Source organism: Endozoicomonas atrinae (genome assembly GCF_001647025.1).
Taxonomy (GTDB): Bacteria; Pseudomonadota; Gammaproteobacteria; order Pseudomonadales; family Endozoicomonadaceae; genus Endozoicomonas; species Endozoicomonas atrinae.
The window spans coordinates 1-26,065 of the sequence record NZ_LUKQ02000073.1 but is presented as its reverse complement, the minus strand read 5'-3'; the positions used below and the strand labels follow the sequence as shown (position 1 = coordinate 26,065).

The 26,065-nt window shown below is 48.4% G+C and carries 19 protein-coding genes; 4 read left to right on the top strand and 15 right to left on the bottom strand.

Going from position 1 to position 26,065, the window contains the following annotated elements; all coding sequences use genetic code 11:
* Window positions 1-658 (top strand): hypothetical protein (locus AK963_RS33230; RefSeq protein ID WP_175404504.1); only part of this gene is annotated, 658 nt, incomplete at its 5' end.
* A 29-nt stretch (window positions 659-687) separates the two neighbouring features.
* Here the strand turns inward: AK963_RS33230 and AK963_RS12245 are convergent.
* The 3 genes from AK963_RS12245 to AK963_RS12235 form a co-directional block, all read right to left on the bottom strand.
* On the bottom strand, window positions 688-1,800 hold the full coding sequence (locus AK963_RS12245) for an anhydro-N-acetylmuramic acid kinase (RefSeq protein WP_066015741.1): 1,113 nt from the start codon (window positions 1,798-1,800) through the stop codon (window positions 688-690).
* Between the two features lie 122 nt (window positions 1,801-1,922).
* Window positions 1,923-3,368: an OapA family protein gene (locus AK963_RS12240; protein ID WP_066015740.1), complete on the bottom strand. Its 1,446-nt coding sequence runs from the start codon at window positions 3,366-3,368 to the stop codon at window positions 1,923-1,925.
* Window positions 3,369-3,624: 256 nt separating this feature from the next.
* Window positions 3,625-4,389 (bottom strand): hypothetical protein, encoded by a 765-nt coding sequence (locus AK963_RS12235; RefSeq protein WP_139117377.1) that lies wholly within the window; start codon window positions 4,387-4,389, stop codon window positions 3,625-3,627.
* A 693-nt stretch (window positions 4,390-5,082) separates the two neighbouring features.
* Here AK963_RS12235 and tyrS point away from each other — a divergent pair.
* Window positions 5,083-6,390, top strand: a complete 1,308-nt coding sequence (gene tyrS, locus AK963_RS12230; protein WP_066015738.1) for a tyrosine--tRNA ligase — start codon at window positions 5,083-5,085, stop codon at window positions 6,388-6,390.
* Between the two features lie 71 nt (window positions 6,391-6,461).
* On the opposite strand, the gene amrA is transcribed toward tyrS, so the two are convergent.
* Entirely contained in the window at window positions 6,462-7,043 is a 582-nt protein-coding gene (gene amrA / locus AK963_RS12225; RefSeq protein ID WP_066015737.1) for an AmmeMemoRadiSam system protein A, read from the bottom strand.
* A 171-nt stretch (window positions 7,044-7,214) separates the two neighbouring features.
* The gene (amrB, locus tag AK963_RS12220; protein WP_066015736.1) at window positions 7,215-7,994 is read right to left on the bottom strand and encodes an AmmeMemoRadiSam system protein B; all 780 of its coding nucleotides are present in this window, start codon (window positions 7,992-7,994) and stop codon (window positions 7,215-7,217) included.
* Between the two features lie 165 nt (window positions 7,995-8,159).
* Here amrB and amrS point away from each other — a divergent pair, with 165 nt between their 5' ends.
* The gene (gene amrS / locus AK963_RS12215; protein WP_066015735.1) at window positions 8,160-9,260 is read left to right on the top strand and encodes an AmmeMemoRadiSam system radical SAM enzyme; all 1,101 of its coding nucleotides are present in this window, start codon (window positions 8,160-8,162) and stop codon (window positions 9,258-9,260) included.
* Between the two features lie 2 nt (window positions 9,261-9,262).
* Here the strand turns inward: amrS and AK963_RS12210 are convergent, their stop codons facing one another.
* The 3 genes from AK963_RS12210 to AK963_RS12200 form a co-directional block, all read right to left on the bottom strand.
* Entirely contained in the window at window positions 9,263-11,587 is a 2,325-nt protein-coding gene (locus AK963_RS12210; RefSeq protein ID WP_066015734.1) for a hypothetical protein, read from the bottom strand.
* 374 nt (window positions 11,588-11,961) lie between these two features.
* A complete protein-coding gene (locus AK963_RS12205) occupies window positions 11,962-14,274 on the bottom strand; it encodes an autotransporter outer membrane beta-barrel domain-containing protein (protein WP_139117376.1) in 2,313 nt (770 codons plus the stop codon).
* A 214-nt stretch (window positions 14,275-14,488) separates the two neighbouring features.
* The gene (locus AK963_RS12200) at window positions 14,489-14,830 is read right to left on the bottom strand and encodes a hypothetical protein (RefSeq protein WP_066015732.1); all 342 of its coding nucleotides are present in this window, start codon (window positions 14,828-14,830) and stop codon (window positions 14,489-14,491) included.
* A gap of 507 nt (window positions 14,831-15,337) precedes the next feature.
* Between AK963_RS12200 and AK963_RS12195 the strand changes: the two genes are divergently transcribed.
* Window positions 15,338-15,769 carry a YkgJ family cysteine cluster protein gene (locus AK963_RS12195; protein WP_066015731.1) on the top strand — a complete coding sequence of 144 codons (432 nt, stop codon included), beginning with the start codon at window positions 15,338-15,340 and terminating at the stop codon, window positions 15,767-15,769.
* Window positions 15,770-15,848: 79 nt separating this feature from the next.
* Here the strand turns inward: AK963_RS12195 and lamB are convergent, their stop codons facing one another.
* From lamB to malE, 7 genes are all read right to left on the bottom strand, one after another.
* A complete protein-coding gene (gene lamB, locus AK963_RS12190; protein WP_139117375.1) occupies window positions 15,849-17,555 on the bottom strand; it encodes a maltoporin LamB in 1,707 nt (568 codons plus the stop codon).
* 214 nt (window positions 17,556-17,769) lie between these two features.
* Window positions 17,770-18,258: a DUF2244 domain-containing protein gene (locus AK963_RS12185; protein WP_066015730.1), complete on the bottom strand. Its 489-nt coding sequence runs from the start codon at window positions 18,256-18,258 to the stop codon at window positions 17,770-17,772.
* A 217-nt stretch (window positions 18,259-18,475) separates the two neighbouring features.
* Window positions 18,476-20,692 carry a 4-alpha-glucanotransferase gene (gene malQ, locus AK963_RS12180; RefSeq protein WP_066015729.1) on the bottom strand — a complete coding sequence of 739 codons (2,217 nt, stop codon included), beginning with the start codon at window positions 20,690-20,692 and terminating at the stop codon, window positions 18,476-18,478.
* 15 nt (window positions 20,693-20,707) lie between these two features.
* A complete protein-coding gene (locus AK963_RS12175; RefSeq protein WP_066015728.1) occupies window positions 20,708-21,844 on the bottom strand; it encodes an ABC transporter ATP-binding protein in 1,137 nt (378 codons plus the stop codon).
* A 144-nt stretch (window positions 21,845-21,988) separates the two neighbouring features.
* Window positions 21,989-22,879: a maltose ABC transporter permease MalG gene (gene malG, locus AK963_RS12170; protein ID WP_066015727.1), complete on the bottom strand. Its 891-nt coding sequence runs from the start codon at window positions 22,877-22,879 to the stop codon at window positions 21,989-21,991.
* A gap of 177 nt (window positions 22,880-23,056) precedes the next feature.
* A complete protein-coding gene (gene malF, locus AK963_RS12165) occupies window positions 23,057-24,613 on the bottom strand; it encodes a maltose ABC transporter permease MalF (RefSeq protein ID WP_066015726.1) in 1,557 nt (518 codons plus the stop codon).
* A gap of 34 nt (window positions 24,614-24,647) precedes the next feature.
* Window positions 24,648-25,865 (bottom strand): maltose/maltodextrin ABC transporter substrate-binding protein MalE, encoded by a 1,218-nt coding sequence (gene malE / locus AK963_RS12160; protein ID WP_066015725.1) that lies wholly within the window; start codon window positions 25,863-25,865, stop codon window positions 24,648-24,650.
* Window positions 25,866-26,065 lie beyond the last annotated feature (200 nt).

The window sequence follows — 26,065 nt, the reverse complement described above, 5'->3', positions numbered from 1 at the left end:
GATCATCCTGAGTTTTAATCTGACTGGCTATTTGATCTACCAGTTTTTCGTTGATTTCAACGCTCATTGTTATTCTCCATTTTGGAGTATTAACGACAAGCGTTTACACAATTTAAATTACATTCCCGTCCATGCAGAATATGAATCTTCAGATGAAGGAGAGGAGGACGAATCATCACCTTTTTTACCCTCTTTGGTTACAGTTGACGTTGAGGTTGTGCCACCTGATTTTGCACCAGAATGTTTCGAAATGGTGAATATGTCGGCTAAAGAGGGGGGCGCATCTACTCAGCTGATGGAAGGAGATGATGTTGATGAGATCACACTTCCCTCCTCAAGAGAGAGTTATGCTGACAGGCTTTATAGATTCATTCAAGATACTGCCTGTGAGTCGCTCAAGGCAGACATAGGCAGTAGCTTTAAGAGGCACTTTGACAAAATGCCCATGTCAGAATTTCAAAAGTTTGCAAAAGATTTTAGAGCTGGAGATTCAGGCAGGGTCAGGGAGTCAATCAATAAAATAGTGACATGTAAGTACCCTCATTTTAGTCATGAAAAGAGGGTACAGCTGGTTCAGAGAATTGAGGAGATGTTAAATGGATTTTCAGTAAACAGGCCATGGCAGGAATGCTTAGCTGCCAAGGAAACACCTGGGTAATGTAATGTCTAGTTACTCATGATTAAAGACTATGGCTGGAAATAGCTTCCACCGAGCAAACGCAAACCCGATGCTCCGGTAACGGCTGGCAGGTTGCCGGGTAGTTTCAACATATTCTGTCTTGCTAACCAGGCAAAGGCGATTGCTTCTACCCACTGAGGGTCAACACCAAGTTCAGACGTTGGCCCCAGCCTTCTGCCGGGTATTTCTTCGCTTAGCATTGCCATAAGGGTCTTGTTATTGGCCCCGCCTCCACAGACAAAAACTTCATCAGTATCGGGCGCAAGCTGTTGTATTGCATCGGCAATGCAACGAGCCGTTAAGCGACAGAGAGTTGCCTGTATGGTGGACGGGGACAGCCCTCGAAAGCCTTCAAGCATTGAGTTGAGCCAGGCAGGGTTGAATAGTTCCCGGCCAGTGCTTTTTGGAGCTGGTAACCGAAAAAAGGGTTCACTCAGCATGGTTTCCAGCAGGATCGGATCATGAGGCTCCTGAGCAGCGTGAAAGCCATCTTCATCATAAGGTTGCCCCCACTGCTGTTGGCACCAATAATCCATTAAAAGGTTCCCAGGACCAGTATCGAAGCCGGTTACGGAGTTTTGCCCACTACTTTCAGCAGGCAAGATAGATATATTGCTGATTCCCCCAATATTGATGATCACCCGGTGGGCAGTTTTGCTGGTAAAAACAGCATGATGAAAAGCGGGTACCAGTGGGGCACCCTGACCACCTGCAGCCATATCCCTGCGCCTGAAGTCCGCAATAACGGTGATGCCGGTCTGCTCTGCCAGGATATTAGGGTCACCGATCTGAAGGGTGTAGCCTAGCTCTGGTATATGTCTGATGGTCTGACCATGACTACCAATTGCCTTGACTTGATCAGTGGTAAGTCCTGCTTTGTCCAGAAGAGCATTGACGGTTTCTGCTGCTGCATAAGCGATGGCTGGATCCACTTCTGCCATTAAACGAATCTCATCATGACCTGGCTGACAGAGCTGTTGAATTTTTCCCTTCAGTTCGGCGGGCCATTCAGTACTGTGGTTGGCCAGGAGTGATGGATTATTACCATCAAAGTGAACGGCTGCAGCATCCATGGCATCCAGGCTGGTACCTGACATTAGCCCTATATAGATATCTGACATGGTTCGCCTCTGGAAGGAAGGTTTAGGAATCCATTATTGTTAACCACAAAGTCACTGAGGCACAAAGTAAAGTTTGGTTGCTTTGTGCCTCAGTGTACTGTGGGTATGATGATCTTTAAGGGCTACTGAGTGGCCAGCAGTGTCTCACTCTGCTTTTCAAGCCTTGCAATCATCAGCTCTGACCTTTTTTTGAAGCTGGCCATTTCACTTTTGGCGATCGGTGCTGCATCCGGGAGCTTAACTGTCATCGGGTTTCTGTGAACGCCATTGACACGGAATTCATAATGCAAATGAGGTCCGGTTGCCCAGCCGGTTTGGCCAACATAGGCTATAGTCTGGCCCTGACGAACTTTCTGGCCTTTTTTCAGCCCAGCCAGTTTATTGGCATGGGCATAGACCGTGACAACATTATTTGGGTGCTGAATAAACACAACGTTGCCGAAACCATTCTGCCAGCCGGAAAACTGCACGCGGCCATCGCCAGCCGCTTTAATGGGGGTGTTCATCGGGGCAGCATAATCGACCCCTCTGTGAGGGCGCTTGGTTTTGAATACCGGGTGTAGACGGTTGGGATTAAATCTCGAGCTTATACGGGTGAAATCGACCGGAGTGCGGAGAAAAGCCTTCTTCATGCTTTTTCCATCTGGAGTGTAGTAGTCAGTATCACCGTTACTGTCGGTATAGCGGATGGCGGTATAGGTCTGCCCCTGGTTAGTGAAACTGGCTACCAGAATATTGCCATCACCGAGTTTTTCACCTTCCAGATACTTCTCTTCATAGAGTAGATTAAAGCTGTCACCACTACGGATATCCTGAACAAAATCGATATCCCAGCCAAAAATACCTGCCAGCTCCATCGTCAGATTCTGAGAAAGACCTGCTTTCTGGCTGGCGAGGAAGAGAGAACTTTCAATGGTGCCATTGGCATAGGTGGGGCGGATTTCCGGGGATAGGGTAACGAGTTCGGCTCGATAGCCTTCATCTTCTCTGTTAAAAAAGATGCTTTCCAGCTTGGACTTGACATAACGCAGCTGAGTAAGGATTCCTTCCTGGTTAATCCGGAATTCCAGGGACTCTCCTGGGCGAATACGAGCCAGAGTTTCTCCATACTTGGGCGTGTTGGCAACCTGGTAAACAACACTGGCATTTAACCCCTGGTTATTAAATAACACGGATAAGTTATCGCCAGATTTAATGGTGACATGGTGCCATTTGCCAAGCCTTTGCTCGAGGTCGTATGCGGCTTTTGCCAATGCTTTGGCTTCTGCTTCCTGTTCGAGCTCTTTGATCGATGATTCTGATTTATCTGTATCATTGTTACTGATAAATGGGGAAGACTGGGAGGGAGTGCTACTGCCGGTCAGCTCTGTGGTCGTTTCCTGAGACTGGAAAGCATCAATGGGCATCGGAATTTCGTTGCGTTTGGCTTCTACGTCACCAGAGGGTAGAAGAGCCATCAATCCCATGATGCTGGCAGCGATAGTACTTGCCAGTAGCAAGTGTCGCCTGGGAAACTGTTTCAGGCGCTGGTTGATCCGTGTTGCGCCTCTCGGGATGGCTTTATTCATTAAGATTTTAACGCTGTCTACAGTGTGCTGATAAGTAAATTATAACGGTAAAAAACACCATAAGTCATATCCGTCAGAAAAGGTACGTCAATACAAGGTCAATTATCATTTTTTCTAATTAGCGTCTTGATTATCACGAATTATGTTATTGCCTCGTATCCTTAGGGGGCGTTACCAACTGGTTGAATGGCCAGTTGGTAACGCCCCCTAGGCTTTATGGGCATAAAATTGTTGAGCCGAGATTGAGTGAAAACTTTCATGAGAGGCAATGTGTGTCAACAGTAACTGAGGTTGGAACCTGATGTCCTGTTGGGGTAGTTATATTGGTGGGCAGCGTATCTGCAGGTGCTTTCAGGGTGGGCTGCGGGGATGAAACTGAAGTGATCGGTTGCTGGGTTGTGTGAGCACTACTGGTCAGTGGTTCTTGAGGAGGAGGTGTTTGGTATTGATCTGCGGCGATGGTGGGCTGGTGGGAGCCCGGATTAATATTGTTTGCTTCTACTGAGGGTGTTGACTGGATGTCCAGTAATCCCTGGCTTGATTCCCCGGAAGTCACAAAAGCTGGCTGTTGCTCTATCTGAGGAGGTGGAGGTTGGCTGGCAGCGTTGTCCAGAGGTTGACCATCAACCACCGGATCAGGGGCTGGGGCTTTCGGTTCCTGTTGGTTTAAAGGCAGGGTTGAGGCTGTCTGGGTGGATAACTCAGTGGGGGGGATCGATTCATCGAGTTTAATATAAGGTACGGGCTTTAGTAGAAGAGCAGGAATATGCAGAATAGCTGAACCCACTACACCTAATACCAATATGGATGAAATAATCGAAAGGGCCGTGCCAAGAAGCTGCATCCAGCTGTATGTAGAACCTGGTGTTGTGCTGGATTCTACGAAGCTCTTCCATCTATTTGCCCCTTTACTTACATACTCTTCCACAGGGGGGGGAGAGAGAGAGGGGAGGGGCTGTACTTTATCACTGGGTTGGGATGGGGGCTGCTGATCAATTCTGTTATTGTCTTCGGCTGGCAACTTTTGAACCGTTCTACTCCCCAGGTTCTCATGCGCATATTGAAGCAGCCCTATAAAACCACCGATACAAACACTGGTTAGGACCACCACTTTTCTGCAAACAAAATTCAGACATTCGGCGGCCGTTGATATGGTTCTCATGACCACCCAGACTGCATCACCAACTGAAAAGCTTGAATCTGTATTCTCAGGTTGGGATGAGGATTCTGTTTCTTTGGGGGCCGCTGGGCTGGGCGTGTTTGCTTCCTGGTGAGCTGCTGGGTAATTTGAAGCTGTTTGTGCCGACAGTGGTTGCGTATAAACCAAAGACTTCTCCTTCCTTTTTGATAAAACCGGCGTTGTGGAGATTTGGCAGAAATATAAACAGTGCCTGATTGGACGGGTTCGGCAAGATGCATGAATCGGCCGATGCATCAGAAATTCGCATGCACTTCGGATTGGTTCGACAGTGAGGATTTCACGTTAGTTCCAGTCAAATGAGGTAAAGGCTTGGTAAGAAAAATATACTGAAATTTACGTTATTTAGAGGTCAGGCATTTGTTCCAGCAGCATTTTGTTGTATTTTGAGCGGCTTGATTTTTATTGATAGTTATCTGCCCAGTCTTCATGGGCAGGTAGTATTTTCTTGATCTGGTGTCAGAGCCCCTGGCATCCACCGCGGTATTCCGGTTGAATCGTCGCAGGAAAAGGTAAATGTCCGATAGTCAAAACCCGTTGCTGAAAGATCTTCAGGCCCGCCAGCTCATCGCGCAGACCACTGCGGTCGAGGAACTGGACGCTCATTTGAGCGAACAGCCTCGGGTGCTCTATTGTGGCTTCGATCCTACTGCTGACAGTCTCCATCTTGGCCACCTGGTTCCATTACTGGTGCTCAAACGCTTCCAGGAGGCGGGTCATAAACCGATTGCCTTGGTAGGTGGGGCCACAGGCCTGATTGGTGACCCTAGCTTCAAGGCGGCTGAGCGACAGTTGAACACCCCGGATGTTGTGGCTGGCTGGGTTGAGAAAATCAAGGGGCAGGTGAGTCAGTTCATCGACTTCGACTGTGGAGACAACTCAGCGGTTGTTGCCAATAACCTGGATTGGACGGGTAACCTGAATGTTCTTGACTTCCTGAGAGATATCGGCAAACACTTCTCTGTGAATGCCATGATCAACAAGGAGTCTGTGCAGCAACGGCTTAACCGGGAAGGCTCTGGTATCTCCTTTACCGAGTTTTCCTATGCACTGCTTCAGGGAATGGACTTTGCCGAGCTGAACCGTCGTTATGACTGTACCCTGCAGATTGGTGGCAGTGACCAGTGGGGTAATATTGTTGGCGGTATTGACCTTGCCCGTCGTCAGAATAAGGCCCGTGCCTTCGGGTTAACTGTACCATTGATTACCAAGTCAGATGGCACCAAGTTTGGTAAAACTGAAGGCGGTGCGGTATGGCTGGACTCGAGAAAGACGTCCCAGTATGCCTTTTACCAGTTCTGGATGAATACGGCTGATGCGGATGTTTATCGTTTCCTGAAGTTCTTCACGTTCCTGAGCATGGAAGAGATTGAGGTCATTGAGCAAGCTGATGCTGAGCGTCAGGGCAGACCGGAAGCCCAGAGGATTCTTGCCCGTGAAGCTACCCGTCTGGTTCATGGGGAAGAAGGTCTTAAGGCTGCTGAGCGAATTACGGAAGCACTGTTTTCCGGTGACATTACCCAGCTTTCAGAAACTGATATGGAGCAGTTGAAGCAGGATGGTCTGCCAAGTGCCACGATTGAACGGGTTGGACTGGAAGGTCAGGCCATGACTCAGCTGTTTGCTGAAGTGGGTATGGTGAAGTCTGGCAAACAGGTAAAAGATGCGCTGGGTAATAATGCCGTGTTCTTTAATGGTATTGCCCATGGAGCTGCGGATAATATGAACCTGCCTGAGTGCTTTGCTGCTGATAAGGCAATGTACGGTCGATTCTTTCTGGTGAAACTGGGTAAGAAGAATCACTTCCTGTTTGAAGTGGTTTGATTGATCCAGTTTACGGTTTACTGAAAATCGTGGTCATCGGGCGATCCTGTCCCGGTGACTTAATTCATCTATTAACCTCTCCTTTCTTCGAACTTAACACACCGATAACGAAAGCACTCCATATCTTCAGGCCACAAGCCCGGAACCATACCAGCCTTGCTTTTCAAATGAGCCAGAAACTGCCTGGGGTTAGGCAGCTGTTTCCATACTTGTGGTAAGAACGTTGCGGTGTACTGAGGATTGCGAATCAATAGACCATCAATGCCGGGGTGCAATTGCTTCAAAAGGTCTTTCTCGTCAGAAACTTCCATCCGTTCTTGTGGCGTCAGTATGGATATTTCGATCTTGATTTCGGTCAACTCATTTTCAGTCATCGGTGGAAACCGTGGGTCACGGAATGCACTGGCGAAGGCGTTGTGGATAACATCATCCAGTAGTGGCCGGTGAGCCTCGGTTGAACCAATGCACCCCCGGAGAACCCCCCGCTTTTGAAGGGTTACAAAACTGGCAGCTTGTTGTAGAAAGAAGTCTGCCAGATCTTCGCTTTCCTGTGATGTTTCTGGCGGCAGGCCCCGTGTACATCCCTCACTGATTGTCTTGCGGGCAAGGCGCAATAATTCTCTTTTCTGGCTTTCTGTGGGTTCGATCTGCACAGTAGAAATTCCTGTTTTCCTTCGTTAGAGGTATTGATAGCCTCTTTCTGGTTTTTATCGTCACCCAACGGGGCCTCTGAATAACTGCTTCATGTCATCTGACAGTGGCTGAGAGTCTTTTTTGTGGATGTATGCAGCTTGGATTCTGATTCTGCTGAAAAAATAATCTGTCTATTGAATGACAAAGGCACCATAACCCACTACCCGGCTTTTATCGCCAGCAGTATCTCCAGAGTTGCGTACATCAAGAGTAATGACATCCATTCCCCGATGCTGGGCAACCTTCAAGACGCCATTTAGAGGATAGCAGCCACAGGCCTGTCCACCGGTTAAATTACAGCTGAGCTGTTCAATGGCTTTAACCGTCTGGTTATCACGGTAACAGGCTTCTTCGTAAGTGTGATAGTGACTGAGGTCGGAGCTGATAATAATCAGGGTTTCCTCTGCTCCCCAGAGATGCTCGATCACCTCAGCTACTGCTAAAGGGCTGATGTCGCCAACAACGATCGGAATCAGTTTGAAGTCATCCAGGCATTCCTGAAGAAAAGGGCACTGGACCTCGAGACTGTGCTCGTATGCATGGGCTTCATCGACAGTCTCTATCTGGCTGAATTGTTTCAGTTCCTCCATGGCCTCAATATCCAGAGGAATATTACCAAGCGGTGTTGAAAATGCTTCACAGTCCGGGAGTGCCATACCCTGTAGAGGCACTCTATGACTGGGGCCGAGGAGAACAACCCGGCGAATATTCTTACGCATTGACTGCAGCAGGCGATAGGCGCTGGCAGCGACAGATCCGGAATATATGAAGCCAGCATGAGGAACGACCAGTACTTTAGGTGAGAAATCCCTGGATAGGGCATCGTTGAGAAGCTCTTTGACCATATTTCCCAGGTCACGGGGTGAGTTTGGATAAAAGGTACCAGCGACAGCAGGTTGGCGAATAATCATTATGGGTTCTCCCCCGAGAGTGGCTGAACCTACCGGCACATTTTAAGCGAAATAAACCACTCTCTATTGCATCGCTCAAATAATGTGGGTAGAGCCTATAATTATAGTCTTGGTTATTACTATAAGGATGGTGATCAGGCAGTGAACCTGGTCTGGAGATGGATCATGGAGAGGGAAAAAACACCTTCCGGAAATGTGTCAACAAACTATTGGCATGTGCTTGAGGATGGGAGAATCCAATGTGATCTATGCCCGAGGGCCTGTAAACTTCGAGATGGGCAGCAGGGGCTTTGTTTTGTTCGTGCCTGTGAAAGCAACCAGATTGTTCTCACCAGCTATGGTCGCTCCTCCGGCTTTTGTATTGATCCTATTGAGAAAAAACCGCTGAACCACTTTCTTCCGGGAACCCCGGTTCTGTCATTTGGTACCGCTGGCTGCAATCTTGCCTGCAAATTCTGTCAAAACTGGGATATGAGCAAATCCCGGGAAATGGATACCCTGGCCGATCAGGCATCGCCAGAGCAACTGACTGATACGGCTGAGCAGCTGGGCTGTTGGTCGCTGGCCTTTACTTATAATGACCCGGTAATTTTTCTGGAGTATGCCATTGATGTTGCCCAGGCAGCACATGCAAAGAATTTGAAGTCAGTCGCCGTTTCTGCAGGGTATATCTGTGAACAACCCAGAGAAGAGTTCTTCCGCTATATGGATGCCGCCAATATTGACTTGAAAGCATTCAGTGAAGGTTTCTATCGAAAAATTTGTGGAGGGGCGCTTCAACCGGTGCTGGAAACGCTGGAATATCTGAAACATGAAACCTCTGTCTGGTTTGAGATCACAACATTATTGATTCCCGGTGAAAACGATTCTGATCGTGAACTGGATGACATGTGTCAATGGATAGTTGAGCACCTGGGCGTGGATGTGCCCATTCACTTCACGGCATTTCATCCCGACTGGAAGATGCGTGATCACGCCAGTACGCCTGCTGCCACGTTGACTAGGGCCAGACAAATAGCAATGAATCATGGCATCAGGTACGCCTACACAGGTAATGTCCATGACTCTGATGGTGGTAGCACTCGCTGCCATCACTGCCACAGTCTGCTCATTGAACGTGACTGGTATGTGCTGGGTGAGTGGGGGGTTAATGCTTCGCAAGGTAAGGGATTCTGTCAGCAGTGTGGTACACCGGTTGCCGGTGTTTTTGAAAAGCAGCCTGGCGTTTGGGGTAGTCGTCGGGTGCCTGTTAAGATTGTGACCTGAAATCAAAATCTCCAGATAAGATCTGCACTGATTTGTTGTGCGAGTATGTGTGATGAATGTCGTGCACTGTAGCGAATACTGCTATCCAGAAACTCTCCCGCCATTTGCAGTCCAATACCCAGCTCTGTGCTGGTTCTATCCATTTTTGGACTTGAAATGGATACGCCAGAGCCTGTGTTATTGTTTAACGAAACTTCGGTTTGCAGCTCCCGATCACCCCAGGTGGGAATAAAGCGAATATCGAGCTGAGGCAATAATTGAACCTTGGTATTATCTCTGAAAATCAGGTCAGGCCCCTGAACGGTGACACTGAGCGGCAGCTGCCTGAAACTCTGTTTAGCGCTGCTGCGTGTGTAGATATTATTGCCATTTCCCGTGATTTCATTACCAGGCTGATGGGTATGCCAGAGCTCGATATGCGCAGCAGGCGTCACCAGCCACTCTCCATAATAGTGGGGCCATGCCATACCCGCCTGTGCGCCAGCCAAATCAAGTTTAGTGTTCGACTTCAGGTGGTGGCTATTGTTGTATTGATGCAGTTTATGTTTGGCATGCAGGTAAGTTGCGCTCAGGTTGATCACATAGGGAGAAAAACGCAAGGCACCGCTGATCAGCCCACCCAGATAATCTGCATCACTATCCACAGGCGTGGCGAGTTCTGTGGAATTGATATCTCCTTTACCATTGAACAGTCCTGCGCCAATGTTGCCCCAGCTTGCTTCCTTTACCAGCTGGATACCAAGCCCACGAATATTTGCCTTAAAGCCGATATGCCCGCCCGGCACATCAAATTCTCTGCCTGTAATACGGTCATAAAGGGGGAGAGCCCATAAGGCGAGAGGTTCATCGGTTGAATCAAGACACTGACCGATCCATACCAAGCTGTTTGCCTTTTTACAAAATGACGTTGAGAGCGTGCTTTGTAGGAGTTTTGAGGCCAGTATCTGATCCACCATATTGACCGGAAGCTGCTGGCTGAATGCGCTGTTCTGGGCAATCGCTGCTGATGAGGGTGTTATTGAAGAAGAATATGAGGGGCCCAGTGGAGTCCAGGGGAGTGTCTTATGGCCTGGATCTGGAGGTGCAGGCTCTTCAGGATTTGTTAATATGGCGTAGAGATAACCCTCATTAGCCTCATTCTGTTGCTCAAGTGTTAGCGTATAGCCAGGTCTGTCCGTTTGAGTTGATAGGGTAGACAGATCCAGGTTCAAACCACCATTGTCTGCAAAGCTCTTTTTTACCAGAACAAACTTCTGCTGCTCTCCAACCTGTAAGTCGGTTTGCACATTACCCAGAACGGTACCCTGACCGCTGACCATAAACTCCCCTCCCTGCTCAATAATCAGGGGGGCGACAGCAGCAGAATTGGTCACCTGGTTATTAAGGGATACAGGAACCTGCCATGTTCCTCCGCTGGCAAAATTGATGATCAGATTACCCTGACTGCCAATGGTAGAACCGGGAATTGTAATCCACTTTGCATTGGGACTGTGAAATTGCCAGCTGATATTTCCCTGGGCAATATCAAGCTGGCTATCAATTATCGAGCCTTCTGCCAGATCAAGAATCATCTGATTGAAACCATTAAAAAGATGAATCTTGCCCTCAAGCATGATCTTTTGAGGGTTTGGCTCTTGTGGGTCAGAAGGACTGTATGTGGTCAGCAGGCTACCAAATGTTGGATTAATTGCAGCCATTTCTATGGCATTGGCGCCATTTTGGGTGGATATATCAAGTGCATCATTGATATAAACATTTCCACCAAAAATGGCCAGGGCATGGGTATTCTGATCACTGGCAGTGATATTAGTAGTGCCATTGAGTTGAAGGGTGGCGGGGGTATCACTGATGGGAAAGGCGTAAATTCCAGAACTGTATGTTCCCGATACATTAATGGTCAGAGAGTTATCAAACGTGATCTGCCCTGGCATTGAAGCAACACCAAAAGAGCTTATACCCTGAAGATTGATATCTACAGGGCCTGTAAAGTGCATTCCCAAGTCAAAGCCCGTCCACATACCATGGTTTTGTTCCAAACCACTGGCGTTGGTGATGGATATTGGGCCCTTCAGATCAACTTTTCCGTCCTGTTGGCTTTCAATCCCGCTAAGGCCTGAACTTAATAAATTGATCTTTAAACTATCGACCGTCCCTGAGATTTGTCCGCTTTGAGCAGCAAAGACGGCTCCGCTTCCGGTGGCACTTGAACTGAGGTTGATCGTTATATTTCCGGAAAGTGTCGAGTTCTCTCCATTCGCACTCAGGCTTTCGGTATAGACGCCAGACCCATAATCAGTGGTGTAAGAGTGTGTTGAAATGAGTAGCATCAGGGAAGCGGTTAAAAAACGGCGAGCTCTTTGGGGGGGGGAGGGAGGAGCTGTATACGCCGTCGAACAGGGAGAGCATTGGTACACGCCTGTAAACGGAAGTGCTAAAAATTATAGTTGTCGTTTACTTAATGTGCGTACCAGATTGTTTGCTCAGTCAAAATAGGAAACGGCGCTGCCCATCGGTGACCACGTGGTATCGTTTTTAATTTTTTTGCTGTTTCCACTATTTCCAGTAACTGGGAGATACTGGTGTTCTATAGGGGTTGTTCACCAATTGCAATTATTAGGCTGTTGATGTGATCGTCTCAAGGAAATTGGCTGGTATTGAATCCGATCAGTTGATGCCAGATGAGTGGGGAAGGTACATTTTTTTAAAACAGCCAGCTTACACTAGCTGTAAATGCCTGAGAAAATAGATGCTGTGATTTGTCCAAACAATAGCTGATGGCAGCATCAAGCTGTTTCCCAATGACGTGCAGCCCTAACTGAGATTGCCAGTAATGTTTATCAAGCACTGGTGACGCCAGCGGGATGAAGACAGGACTCTGGTCATGCGCACGAATCTGAGTGCTCATATTCTTTTCTCCAATCACTGTCGTATGGCCTAGATCAGCTGTTATCTGCCAGGAGAGTGCTGGGCTTACTGTTGGCATTAAGGGGCTGGTCAGGTCAACCCGCGGGGTTGCCTGCCAGAAGTGCTGCCGCCCACCACTGATCTGAAGTTCGGTGTCATCAACAGTAAGTCGGTAAGCGCTCTGTTGAGTACTCCACCAGGATAAGCTGGCAGAAGGCAGGGCTTGCCAGTCACCAATAGCCAGCCCAGTGCGAACCGTTGCCTGTACCACAGTCAGGTCAGTAGCCACCTGAGCCTGAAGCTGGCTATTTGGTATGGATTGCTGCAGATTGTGGCGACCATTCTGATAAGCTGCCTGCATATGCAGATCAACATGCGGTATTGATAGGCTCCCACCCAGAAAAACGGCTCTGTAATTTGAATTGCTCTGTACGCTTTCTGGTAAGCCATTGGTACAGCCATTGCCGTTACCCGTAGCGAATCCGGCACTGGCGTAACCTGTAGGAAGTGTTTTCAATAGTTGAAGGCCAAGTCCTCGAGTATCTGTCTTCCAGCTCTGCTCAAAACTGTATAGTTTATAGTCTTTCCCCTTCAGGTTGCTCAGGAATGGGCTGACGTGCAGATACCAGCTGTCAGCAGATGGAGCCTCACCACTGCTTATACCAACCCACTGTGTTGTTGGAAGGTGACTGTTGTCGGGTGTTGTTGCCATGTTGTTTAACAACTGTCGAAAGGTGAGCTGGTCAATCAGGCTAACAGGTAATGCCTGGTGCGGTAGGTAGTTCAGTGATACCGGGACAGGAAGTGGTGGTCGAGGTCCTGGCGTATTTTCTTCGCGAGTCAGCACACCGAGCAGATAACCTGAGCTGTCGGTAGTTTGCTGCTCAATGTTCAGTTTGTATCCCGGTGTATTGGTTGATGCCCGCAGCTCATCAATACCATTATATTGATAGCTGGCATCAACATTTTCAGTTTTTACCAGCACATAAGTCTGGCTGTTACCTGCTTCCAGTGGCGTGGAGACCAGTCCCTGGATAGTACCGCTACCGGTGATTGACAACTGTCCGCCAGGCTGAATGGTCAGCGGAATAGTGCCAGTTACCGTATCATTCTGAAATTCAGCGGTCAGCGGGATTTGCCATAAACCACTGCTCTCAAAATTCAGGGACAGCGTCCCTTTACTGCCAACTGTTGAGCCGGTCACAGGAGAAAACTGAGCATGAGGGCTGTAAAAGGAAAGCAGCATCTCTCCTTCAGAAATATTCAGGAGACTATCAATTCGGGAACCTTCAGAAAGATCCAGCAAAACCAAAGCGGCGGGGCTTAAAAGCTGAATCTGGCCATTTAATCGGATGATCTGTGGGCTGGCTGGTTGCAAATGTGTCGTTCTGGTTCCAACGGTACTGACTTGAATGCTGGGCATTGCGTCAACGGCTATAGCGGTATTATTTTTGGCGTTAACGGTCAATGGGGCGTTGATATGTATGGTGCCGCCAGCATTGGTAATTGCTTCTCCCGTATTACTCACTGTGATCGTTGTTGAGCCATTTAAATACGTATTAGAATCATTACCTGCTCTCAATGTAAATATGCCAAAGGAGTGCTGGCCGCCGGTCAGGATATCGAGTTGATCATTGAATGTAACCTCACCAGATAATACGTGTACAGGTATATTGTATTCCCCAATCGTATTGATAGAGACTGGGCCTTGAAACACAGCCCTGCTACCGGCTACCACCAGACTTTCCATGTTGTCGGACTGGCCTTCCTGAGAAGAAACAGTTATAGAGCCCGAAAAGTTGGCTGAGCTGTTATTTTGAAGTTCTAGGCCGTATTTTGAGGTTCCGCCCAGATTGATTGATAAATTGTTAAATGTACCGTTGAGAACTGCATTATCCACGCTGAGGGCGGGGGTACTGTGTCCCCATTTTGCATCAATGGTGATATTACCTGTCAGTGTCAGGGTGTCTCCATTCGTGGCCGATAATGGTTCTGTGTAAATCCCTGTACCGATGGTCTGGTCTGCAGCTGAAGCGGATAACGTTATTGTTGTTAGAATTGATGTAATGAAGCAGCTTGCTGGTAGACTGCGGATAATCATCGTACACATAAGAACGTAAACTCGTTTTGCCAAAGGAACTGAAAACGCAGCAATACAAGATTAGTTTATGAAGTGATACTTGCTCTTAAGGCAGGTCGGTCACTGATCGTAAAGAGCAATGATGAATAAGTGTCGCACAATAGTGATATGGGGACGCAACTGGCCATGCAGAAACTACTGTTCTTCCATGGCCAGCAATCTGTGTACGTATCGGGTTGCTGCTTTAGTCAAAATAGGAGGCGGCGCTGCCCATCTGTGACCACTTGGTATCGTTTTTCATTTTTTTGGCCGCTTCTGCTTTTTCCAATAGTTGAGAGAGGCTGGTGCTCTGCTGGGGCAGTTCTTCAATCGAATTGAATAGTTGAGGAGCTACGCCCAGTGAGGTCAGGCAGGCATCCAGTATGGTCAGGGTTTCCGGGTTATTGCTGATCTGGCGGTAGTGGCTGAGCTGTTCTTCGAGATGTTCATCAGAAAGATGAAGAGTCTCATTAAACTCTGCACGTATCTGGCGTCGGGCAGCGAGCAGTTGCTCAAGAACGGATTTTGACAGGTTGAGCGTGGACACGTGGATGAGCCCTCATTTAATGTTGTTATATCACTCTTAAACCATTGCTGCCTGCTCATGGTGAGAGGGCAGTGCTTCGAGGCTGTCAGGATAGACTGGGAACAGCAAATGAATCGGGAACTTATACTTAATCAAACAGTCAAAAACAGCCGTGCAGGCTTTATTTAGTGGGAGTGTTTTACCCACAAGCCGGACTGGTCGAGGATCTCAGGAAAATTGATTCGTAGCAATGATGGGCAAAAGTAAAACCGACAAGTAACTGACACTGGTCAGTTATTTATTGTGTTATCAAGCATTCGCTTTGGGTGGGCTTCTTCAGTATACCCAATGGATTTCAAGTTGCTACGCGGCGGCAAATGAGCGAATCCATGAGAGCATAGAAGCACTTGTGACCATGCCGAGCTGGCGTTCCAGTGAGCGAGTGAAGCCAACAAAGTAGCAACATGAAAGGCGGCGGGTATAGAATAATTTTTAAAATAACAGGACTTATTATTGATCGTGTCAGATATGGTTAACCGGATCGAAACCAGAGACATTACTTGCAGCAGTAAGTGTGATCAGTGCACATCGCTATGTTGTTCGTATATTACCCAGGAGCTGGATACCCCTCGCAGCATGCATGCGTTTGATGTGCTGCTCTGGCAGGTCGCTCATAAGGGGGTTCATATTTTCAAGGATGGTAATGGGTGGTATCTACTCTGTGAGACCAAGTGCGAATTTCTCTTGCCGCATAATCGCTGTGGTATCTATGAAAAGCGCCCTATTATCTGCCGTGAACACAGTAACGAAGCCTGTGAGATTGATGCTCCGATCAATGACGGCTGTGAGTTGTATTTCCAGACTTATGACGAGCTGGATGCCTATTGCCGTCAGCGTTTTAAAACCTGGGATAAACGGCTGGAGAAGTTTGAAGCAGAACAGGCGAGGAAGAAACGGTAAACCGGCTCCCCGGAAAGGGGGAGCCTAAGTATTGGGAAATAGCAAATAGTAGGCTGTCTGGAAGCCTACCCATGCTGGATTAGAACCAGATCTCCATCTGGGCACCGTATGTCCAGCCATCAGACTTGCTGCCGTATGTGTTGATGATTTGATCTGCTGTAGTATAGGTATCGAAGTATTCCAGTCCTAATGCGTTACATATTTCTGGAGCAGTGCTACATGCGCTCATAGTTGGGTTTGCTGTTGGTTCACCAGTTCCTTCTACGTAGCCATTTGTTTTATCCCATTTTGCATAGGTGGCGAACACTCGAATTTGAGGTCTAACCCAGTTACCGAACTGAGGGTGGAACTGTTGAGCAAGAGTAAATTTCCAGAGTTTACTTTTGAATAAACCGCTACTGTACAGCGTTCCGCCATCAATTTCTGAAGAGTGGGCATTTTTCACCTGATCATAACCGACTTCTACTGTAGTGCTGGTCAGATCATTCCAGTTCCATGAGGGGCGAACGCCTGCAGTATACCAAGTAGTTTTTTTGCCATAGTTGGGGTAGAAATCGTTTTTATCGTATTTGACTTCGGTCATCCCCAAAACATACATCATATCCAGTTTAGGCATCAGCGATATTGCACCATGATCTAGCACGCGCCAGAGCTTATTGCCCTTATACCAGTCGGTGGTTTGCATGTAGCTGCCTGCCGTTCCTGTCCCTGGGCCGGTCATGGCATCGGTAGCATACTGAACGACAAATTTATTAAATCCACCCAGTACATCCCAAGTCAGCTCGCCAGTAAACATCCAACCGTTTTTATCAAAGTAGCTCTTGTTATGAGTACCAGCAGAAAGGTTATCTGGAGGACTACCAACACCGTAATCTAAGCCAAGTTCCAGGCTCATCTTGTCTGTTATGGGAATATCACTCCAGCGAAAATCAACGATGTTGGTTGTGATTTTTTCAGTCCTGTAGCCAGGGGCAGTGTCTTGAGCGGGGGGGGTCGCATTCACCCCATCAACCCAAGGGGAGTAATAAACACCGTTCTGATTCCTAACCCAGGCAACATCCAGCTTACCCATACCGACATCAATATTCTCAATACCTACGCCAGGCCCGGATACATTCCAGTAGTAGTAATCGATCATATGGACATCATGACGATTATAGAGACGCTTGCCGACCCACAGGGTTGAACCGGGAAGTGCGTCCCCAAAGACGCCTTTCGCTTTCAGATTCATTTCCCGAACCGCGGGCTCGGTGGTTTCATAGTCATCCTGCTGGGCTACCTTGTAGGCAATGTTGGTATCCAGGTAAAACTGCACACCGTCCTGATCAAACAGGTTCGCGCCAAACTTCATTTCGGCATAAGTTTCGCACTCATTGCCCAGACGATATTTAGAGGGCGCACCTGCTGCCTTGAAGCATAATTGTTGGCCGCCCTTATCGGTGCTGCCTATGCCCGAACGGGCATAAGCGGTGAAGTCAATATCATCACCTGTAACTGCCATCGCGCAGGTTGAAGCTGACGCAATAGCCACTGCACCACAGTACTGGCATGAGCGGCGGGATACCGATGAAACCATTTCAGATAACGCTTTCAACCCGGTGTCTGGAGTTGAAGGGGATTGATGCCTGGAAAGCATGTTTAGCCTACCTTGTGTGTTTCTCTGGCTCCGGCTTTCTTTATCATCCTGCCAATCAATCAGGCCTGATGTTGTTGAAATAGCCGCTTCACTCTCGATGAATGGGCATAAAAGCAGGTAGCCGTCGGTTAATGTGTGTTGAAAAAGCAAGGCCTGCTTTCCATGCAGGAAGAGGAGTAATAGGCGCGTCGTGTAAATTCGACTGTATTGAATGACATAACACAGCGTCGACGAAAGGTTGTTGGGTATCCCGATTTTTTATCTCTGACCGTGAACCAGCTAGTCAGAGTCTTTTAAGAATTTAGTTCAGGGTTTAGAGATGAGCAAAAAAATGTTTACTTAATGAGCCATTTTTCTGAATTTACTAAGCCATATAGGCATTGCCGAGTAGTTTTTTCAGGCGATCAATCACGATGAGTTTATCCTGCCTGTTTAGAAAGGAGCCCAGCTCCAGCTCCTTACCGTGAGAGCGAAGGTGAACGGAAGGTGACTTCCATGGGTGGGACGCCTCGCGAATGATCAACTGGCACCACAGACGGTGGTAATGATGAGTGGTCAGTGGCTTATAAAATCCTTTTTGAATCGTGACCTGATGTTTTTGAAAAGTGATCAGCTCTTTTCGTTGTCGCTGCCACGCGCAGTAGTAGATGCCTGCAGATAATGCGATGACTTCCAGTATGGAAAAGGGCAGGATGGCTTTGGCGCCTGCGAGGTAGAAGCCGATAGCAATGGTCAGTGATACCGTCGCTATCAACCCCAGTAACAGCAGGTTTTGCCGCCAGCTCATTGAGTTGTTGGGCTGCAGAAGTAGGCTGCCATCCGTCCTTCCAGGAGGAAAATCTATCGTTACCATTATACCAATTCCATCTTCTAAACATGAACTGCGCAGCCATTTTGGACAGCTGGATCTTCGTTGGAATTCCTCGCAATAGCCCTGCTATTACTTGTCATTCCGCCTTGCCCAGCTGTCCAAAATGGCTTGCTCGACATCATATTTAGAAGGTGGAAATGGTATTACCTGTTCATATCTGATTAACAATTATTACAGGTATTGTAGTGAGTCGGGGTTTTCAAGCTTTTCGGGTTAAACCAAGGTTTTTGAAGAATGCCTGATTTTCTTCACTGTCAAATATCTCGCTGATATTGCGGGTCAGCTTGCGGCTCCAGTTACGATACTCGCTGCTGGTACCGGGAACGTTCACCGGTGTATCGAGCTCAAGCACATCCTCCAGCTGGATCACAATGATTTTGGATGCGGTTTTGCCCAGGTAATAATGGATCTTTTCCATCAGCTCCCGGCTATAGCCCATGGAGCTTAAATCACCTGGGGTTACACCGTAAGGAGCTTCACCAATATGCTGAAGGGTTTTTAGCAGAGCCAGTTTGTCTTCATGTCGTGCAGCCTTTTCCTGCTCTGTTCTGGCGGTGTCGTAGATGCCAAGCTCCTGCCGTAAATCTAAGTCATTACAGTTCCACCAGGCTCTGAGCGTTGGAATATCGTGATTGGAAATACAGGTCAGGGCTCGTGGTTTGTACTTTTCGGGCGGTAGGAAATGATCTTCGATTCTGGAAAAGAGCACGACTTCATTGGAGTAGAAATGGGCTGGTGGCAGCGCTGCTTCTATTTCTGGAGGTACGGTTCCTAAGTCTTCACCAAAAATCAGGCACTGCTGTCGCTGGCTTTCTAGTTTAATGATACCTAACAGGTCATTCAGCGGATAGTTAACATAGACCCCATAGTCTGCGGTTTTATCCGGTGGGCACCACCAGAGCCGGAGTATTCCCATCACATGATCAATGCGCAGTGCAGCACAGTGCTGCATATTGGCATAAACCATATCGATAAATGGTGTATAAGCCTGTTCCTGCAGCATATTAGGATCAAAGGGGGGAAGTCCCCAGTTCTGGCCCTGTGGTGCAACGGTATCGGGAGGGGCTCCAACGCTGGCATTGAGAACATAGTTGTCCCGGTGTGCCCAGACATCTGCACCACCCCGGTCTACGCCAACGGCAAGGTCCCGATAGATACCGACGCGCATGCCGGACTCTGTAGCAGCACGCTGAGCATCAGCCAGTTGCTGCTCTGCAATCCACTGCAGGTACATATAAAATCGAATTCGCTCTTTTGATTGGGCAACAAAATCCTTCACGTTGGAATTGTCAGGATCCTGATAGTCCACAGGCCAGCAGTTCCAGCCCCAGCTGTTGATATCTCTGGATCTGAAATGCTCAAAGAGGGCTTCATAGGTGGCCTGAAGCTCAAGGTCTTTGCCTTTTTCTTCACAATAATGGCCAAAGTCGGCTGACCTGTAGGATTGGTGGGCTTTGTCGTGTTTTTCAAAATAGCTGAAGGCCATTTCGAGCACAGAAAATTTCAGTGAAGCAACCCGGTCATACTCCACATGTGAACAGTCTCTTGCTTTCTGTAGCTGGCGTTGAAAGTCATCACTGCTTACATGTTGCTGTATTTCGGCTGAATCCTGATACTCTTTCAGTGCAGTAACATCGATGTACAGGGGGTTAATAAAGTTCCGGCTTGATGGACTGTAAGGGCTGCAATGCAGAGGGTTGGATGGGTAGAGTGAATGAATTGGATTCAGGCCGACGATATCAGCGCCCTCTGGTCCGAGTTTGCTCACCAGCTGTTTAAGGTCACTGAAATCGCCCATTCCCCAGTTGTTTTCTGAGCGAAGCGTGTAGAGCTGTACACTGACCCCCCAGATTTTCTCGGTAGGCCCGGGCTGTTCAAAACTGAGGATATACGGCTCGTAGCAGGTCTGTGGAGCGACGATCAGGCTGCAACTTTCCTGATGAGTACTGTCTGGATTAATAGAAAGGGTAACGGAGAGCTCATGGTAGCCAGCAGGCAGATCTTCTGGTAGAGGGCAGAGCAGTTGTATCCGCTCTTGCTTGTCCACAGAGAGCCTGTCTTCTTCGGGAAGTTCTGAGAGATTGATACTAAGTGGAATTGAGCGGCTGTCTTCCAGAATGATTTCACCCTGTAGCGAATCATTCCGATGAGTTTCATCAACCTGAACGGGAATCGTAAACAGGTCTCCACAGTGCACCACGTGAACGACAGGGATCAATGACGACCATTGCTTTCTTAGAATGCCATCGATGGAGGCCTGTACTTCCAGCTCGTTACCAGCGGAAACACCCATGGCTTTTAGCGCATTCAGTTTATAGTCCGTCTCAATAGTGACCGGGTTGCCTGCTGCATCAACATAATGGGCGGGAATACCACAGAGCTCTGCCAGAGCATCAATCTGTTTAATCTCGTGCATGGTGGACTCACTAAGTTATTGATCAATCTCTGGTGCCCGGGTTCTCTTGAAGGCAATGCCGTTGGCATCGAACAGATAACAATGTTCAGGGGGGAGTTCGACACGAATTCTGCTGCCTTCTTCCCTGCGAAGGGAGTCTTCTACCCGCACAATAAAGTGCTCTCGAATGGTATCGTGGCTCATATAGATAAAGGACTCGGCACCCAGTCGCTCCAGTGCTTCAATCCGTCCATCAACGGCATTGCCATTGTCGGTTTCAGCGAGGGTATGTTCCGGTCGAATACCTAACACAACGCGTGAGCCCGGATCGGCTTTGCTGGTATCGACAAAGGCTTTCAGTGTTTCACCGGTAGTCAGGCGAATATAAGTCTCTTCCTCTCCACCTTTTTCAATCACACCATCAAAGAAGTTCATTTTGGGAGAGCCAATAAAACCGGCAACGAACAGATTGGCTGGATGGTGATACAGTTCCAGTGGTTTACCCACCTGTTCAAGGTTGGTCGCAGCTCCCTGTGCCAGCGGACTCAATACCACGATCTGGTCTGCCAGCGTCATGGCTTCAACCTGATCATGAGTAACGTAGATGGACGTGGTCTGAAGTCGACGATGTAATCTGGCAATTTCCTGCCTCATCTGTACACGAAGGGCTACATCAAGATTCGACAGAGGTTCATCAAACAGAAAGACTCTGGGCTGCTGTACAATGGATCGGCCAATAGCGACCCGCTGCCGCTGACCTCCGGACATGGCCTTGGGCTTACGCTCCAGAAGTGCCTGAAGTTGGAGGATTCGGGCGGCTTCATCAACCCGTTCATCAACAACGCTCTTTTTCGCCTTTGCCAGTTTCAGGCCAAACGCCATGTTTTCTGCAACGGACATATGAGGGTAGAGGGCGTAAGACTGAAAGACCATGCCCACACGCCGCTCATTGGGTGGCCAGTCATTCACTTTTTCTCCGTCAATGCTCAGCTCACCACTGGTGATATCTTCCAGTCCACAGATCATCCTCAGCAGAGTTGACTTCCCACAACCGGAAGGGCCGATGAAAGCGATAAATTCACCATTACCAATGTCCAGGTTGATGTCTTTCAGAGTCCAGGTTTGTCCCTGGTCATAACTTTTCGCAATGTTGACGAGTTTGACTTCTGCCATAGAACACCTTTAAAAAATCGCTGCCCGCTGCCCGCTGCCCGCTGCCCGCTGCCCGCTGCCCGCTGCCCGCTGCCCGCTGCCCGCTGCCCGTTAGTCCGCTAGGCTTTTTCGGGTAGCGGGAGGCGGACAGCGGGAAACGTTTTTCTAACCTTTGACGCCTCCCGAGGTCAGCCCTCCAACAATCCAGCGCTGGCAGGCAAGGAAAATAATGGTAATCGGAAAGCCAGAGAGAACGGCGGCGGCGGCAAAGTCGCCCCAGAGATAATTCTGTGGGTTCAGGTACTGCCTTGAGCCCACAGCAAGTGTGAGGTTGTCCATACTCTGAAGCAGTACGGATGCTACGGGGTACTCAGCAATACTGGCGATAAATGCCAGGATAAAAACAACCGCCAGAATTGGGACTGAAAGAGGCAATAGAACAAAGCGGAATGCCTGCCAGGGCGTCGCTCCATCAATGGCTGCTGCTTCTTCCAGGGAGTTATCAATGGTTTCAAAGTACCCTTTGATCAGCCAGATATGCAGTGCCATGCCACCCAGGTAAGCCAGTGTGACTGAACCCAGGCTATCCAGGCCCAGCCAGGGGATATAGTCACCAATCTGGTCAAACAGGGAGTAGATGGCAACGAGAGCGAGTACGGCTGGAAACATCTGCAGGATCATCATGGCAGTCAGCATCTGCTGTTTGAACCGAAACCTCAGCCGGGCAAATGCATAGGCGCCGGTTGTCGCCAGAATCAGTATCAGGGCAGAGCTGGTAATGGCGACCTTGATGGAATTCCACAGCCAGGTCAGTACTGGAAATGGAGGCTGCGTAATAGAACCATCGGCGTTCTCCCAGGGGATGCCCAGAGCGAGGTACCAGTGTTCAAGGCTGGGGTTTTCAGGAATCAGGGAGCCCGTGGCAAAGTTGCCGGTGCGCAGAGAAACCGAGATAATCATGAAAAAAGGGAACAGGATAACCAGCAGGAATAGCCACATCACAATACGGGCTGTCCAGACCCGGTATTTCAGATTTCTTGGTTGCACCATGGCCATGACACAGTCTCCTGTATGGCTATATAAAAGCTTTACCACAAAGACTCAAAGTCACTGAGAAGCGCTTTTTATCGCTTCCACACACTCATGCAGGATGGTTCCCCTGTGTGAAAATGAGTTTGCAAAAAGAACTTTGTGCCTTAGTGTCTTTGTGGTTAAAAAAGTTGATTCCAAGCATTACTGCAATCGCCGTGTTGCTTTCAGGTTTATCCAGGCAATAAAACCCACCATCAGGAAGATCACGGTGGCAATTGCAGAGGCCAGACCGTAATCCTGACCATAGGAGCCAAATGCGATTCGGAAGGTGTAACTCACCAGAATATCAGTGGCTCCTGCCGGAGTAGTGGCATGGAGCATATCCGGAGCACCATCGGTTAACAGGGCGATCAGAACCAGGTTGTTAAAGTTAAAGGCGAAGCTGGCAATCAGCAGTGGAATCAGAGGCTTGATTATCATCGGAATGGTAATATGGAAAAGGTTCTGGGCTGGTGAAGCGCCATCAATGCCCGACGCTTCATAGAGATCATCCGGAATACTTTTCAGCAGTCCGATACAGAGGATCATCATATAGGGGTAACCCAGCCAGGTATTGACAATGATGACCATGGACTTGGCCAACAGCTCATTACTGAACCACTCTGGTTTAATCCCGAAGAGCATATCCAGTAGAAGGTTGATTTCACCAAAGTTCTGGTTAAACAGGCCTCTGAATATCAGGATGGAAATAAATGCCGGAACAGCGTAGGGCAGAATCAACAGCAATCGGTAAACACCATTACCTTTAAGTGGCTCCCATTGCACCAGACAGGCCATTAACAGGCCGATGACCAGTGTGAAGGCGACAGAAAGAGCAGCAAAAATGACCGTCCAGCTGAAAATTTTCAGAAAAGGTCCCTGAATACCCGGGTCAGTAAAGACGCGGACAAAGTTATCCCAGCCAGTATAGATGGTGAAACCGGGTCCAATCTGTTCCGTACCGTCTTCATTTGTGTAATACCCCGTCTCTATATCCGGGTAAATGGTCTCTTCAGTGCGGTTATCGATCAGGGCAAAGCTTTGTTCCGGGTATTGGCGGTCAGTGTGGTCATCTGGCCGGTAAACCTTGGCAATAGCGCCGAATTTTCTCAGGCTGGTCATGGCCAGCTCGGTGCCATCAGGCAGAACAATATCCAGTTTTTTAAGAATCGAACGTTTTTTAATGACTTCCCGGATAGGAAGGACTGCCCCTGTTGGGACATGGCTGGACTCAAAGGCGTTCAACGACTGTGGTTCTTCACTGTCGGTAAATGGCTCCGTCAGATAGTGCTCCTCTCCACCTGCGGCACTGGTCAGCATCAGGCGGAAGCTGGGCCCCTCCTGATACATCTTGAAAGAAAAGGATTCGCCACCCGTACGATAAGTTTTCGCCAGATGTATAGCCCTCACCCGCTCAAGGGAAAGCAGGTGGTTGGAACTGTAATTAGTAAAGGCGACATTAACTGTGTAAATCAGAGGAAAGACAATAAAAGTAATTACCCCCAGAAGGCTGGGGTAAACATAGCGGTAGTTGTAGCCTTTTCTACTGATAAAAACCCAGGAGCCTACCGCTGCAAGAACCAGCACGAGCATGGCAAAAGCCAGCTCCCCCTGGGCATACATCAAGGTCACACCGTATAAAAGTACCAGATCGATAACTGCGACAATGGCGATCACCAGATAGGCACCGCTACTTCTGGTAGCTCTTGATGTGCTCATGGCGTGCTGGCCTCTTTTTACAGACAGAAAACGGTTAGCTGATGATGCGTTTTGCCGCGTCGTTCAGTGCTTCACGGTAGTTTTGTCGGCCACTGGTAATATTACGTAGAGCTGTTTCCATTGCAGACCAGAACTTACCCATTTCCGGAACATTGGGCATGATCAGGCCCTGCTCAACATTCCGGTAAGTCGCTGCGATACGAGGGTCTTTCATCAGTTTTTCCATCAGCGCTTTATTGGCTACGGCACCAAGAGGGACGTCATTATTCATGACGGTTAAACCTTTTTCGGTAAGCAGGTAGTTTTCCAGAAACTCTTTGGCAATGGATTTATTGGGGCTGGCATTATTCAGGGCTGCCCCCCACACACCAACAAATGCTTTAGCGGGCTTGCCATGAAGTGTGGGCAGTGGTGCAACACCATAACTGATTTTGCTTTTATCCAGATTCGCCCAGGCCCAGGGGCCGGTAATCATCATGGCGACTTTCTGCTTATTGAAATTGGCTTCCATTACGCCATAGTCCACGCCTCGTGGCATCACGCCTTTATCGATTAAATCAACCAGCATTTTGGCGCCTTCCATTGCACCTTGGTCGTTTACACCGGTTTTCTTGACGTCATAGCCTTTGGTTGTTTTCTGAAATACGTAACCGCCATCGGCTGCCAGTAACGGCATGGTGAAATAGGGCTGATCCTGATCCCACATAATAGTGATGATGCCTTTTTCCTTTTTCTTGTTAGGGACTGGCTGCTGCTTCAGTTTCTTGGCCAGAGGAAACATTTCCTCAAAGGTGGCAGGAGGGGTTGGCAGGATCGCTTTGTTGTAGATAAGGCTGATGGCTTCCAGAGAAATGGGGTAGCCATAAATTTTGCCATTGCTGGTCATGGCTTCCCAGCCAATATTGTTAACGCCTTTCTTGAACTCTGGTGACGGGTTAACCGGGGCCAGCAAACCACTCCTTGCCCATTCACCATATCGATCATGGGCCCAGAAAATAATATCAGGCCCACTGCCGGAGGCTGCTGCCTGTTGAAAGCGGTCAGTAATGTTTTCCGGGATTTCGACTTTAACTTTTATCTCCATGTCTTTCGTGAACTGGGCACCTACCTTGCGAATACCCTCATAGGCTTTGTCTCCACCAACCCAGATCAACAGTTCATCGGAGCTGAAGGCCTGTGCGTTACCTGTAATGATCAGTGACAGTGATGTAAGGATGACAAGAAAAGTTTTTTTAATCAGCGAAGGGATCATTTCTGATTTCTCCGGGTAAACCAGATTGCTAAATGGCTGCTGGTTATTCGGGTAAGGGAAGTAGTTAACAGGTTGAGAAAACCATGGTTGATTACTAAAAAATCGGTAAAGTAATAGTCAGATGAATGAAACGAGTACTGACCAATAATAATCGCTGCATTTGAGTATGCCAGTAAGAATATTTAATAGCTTTAAATGAA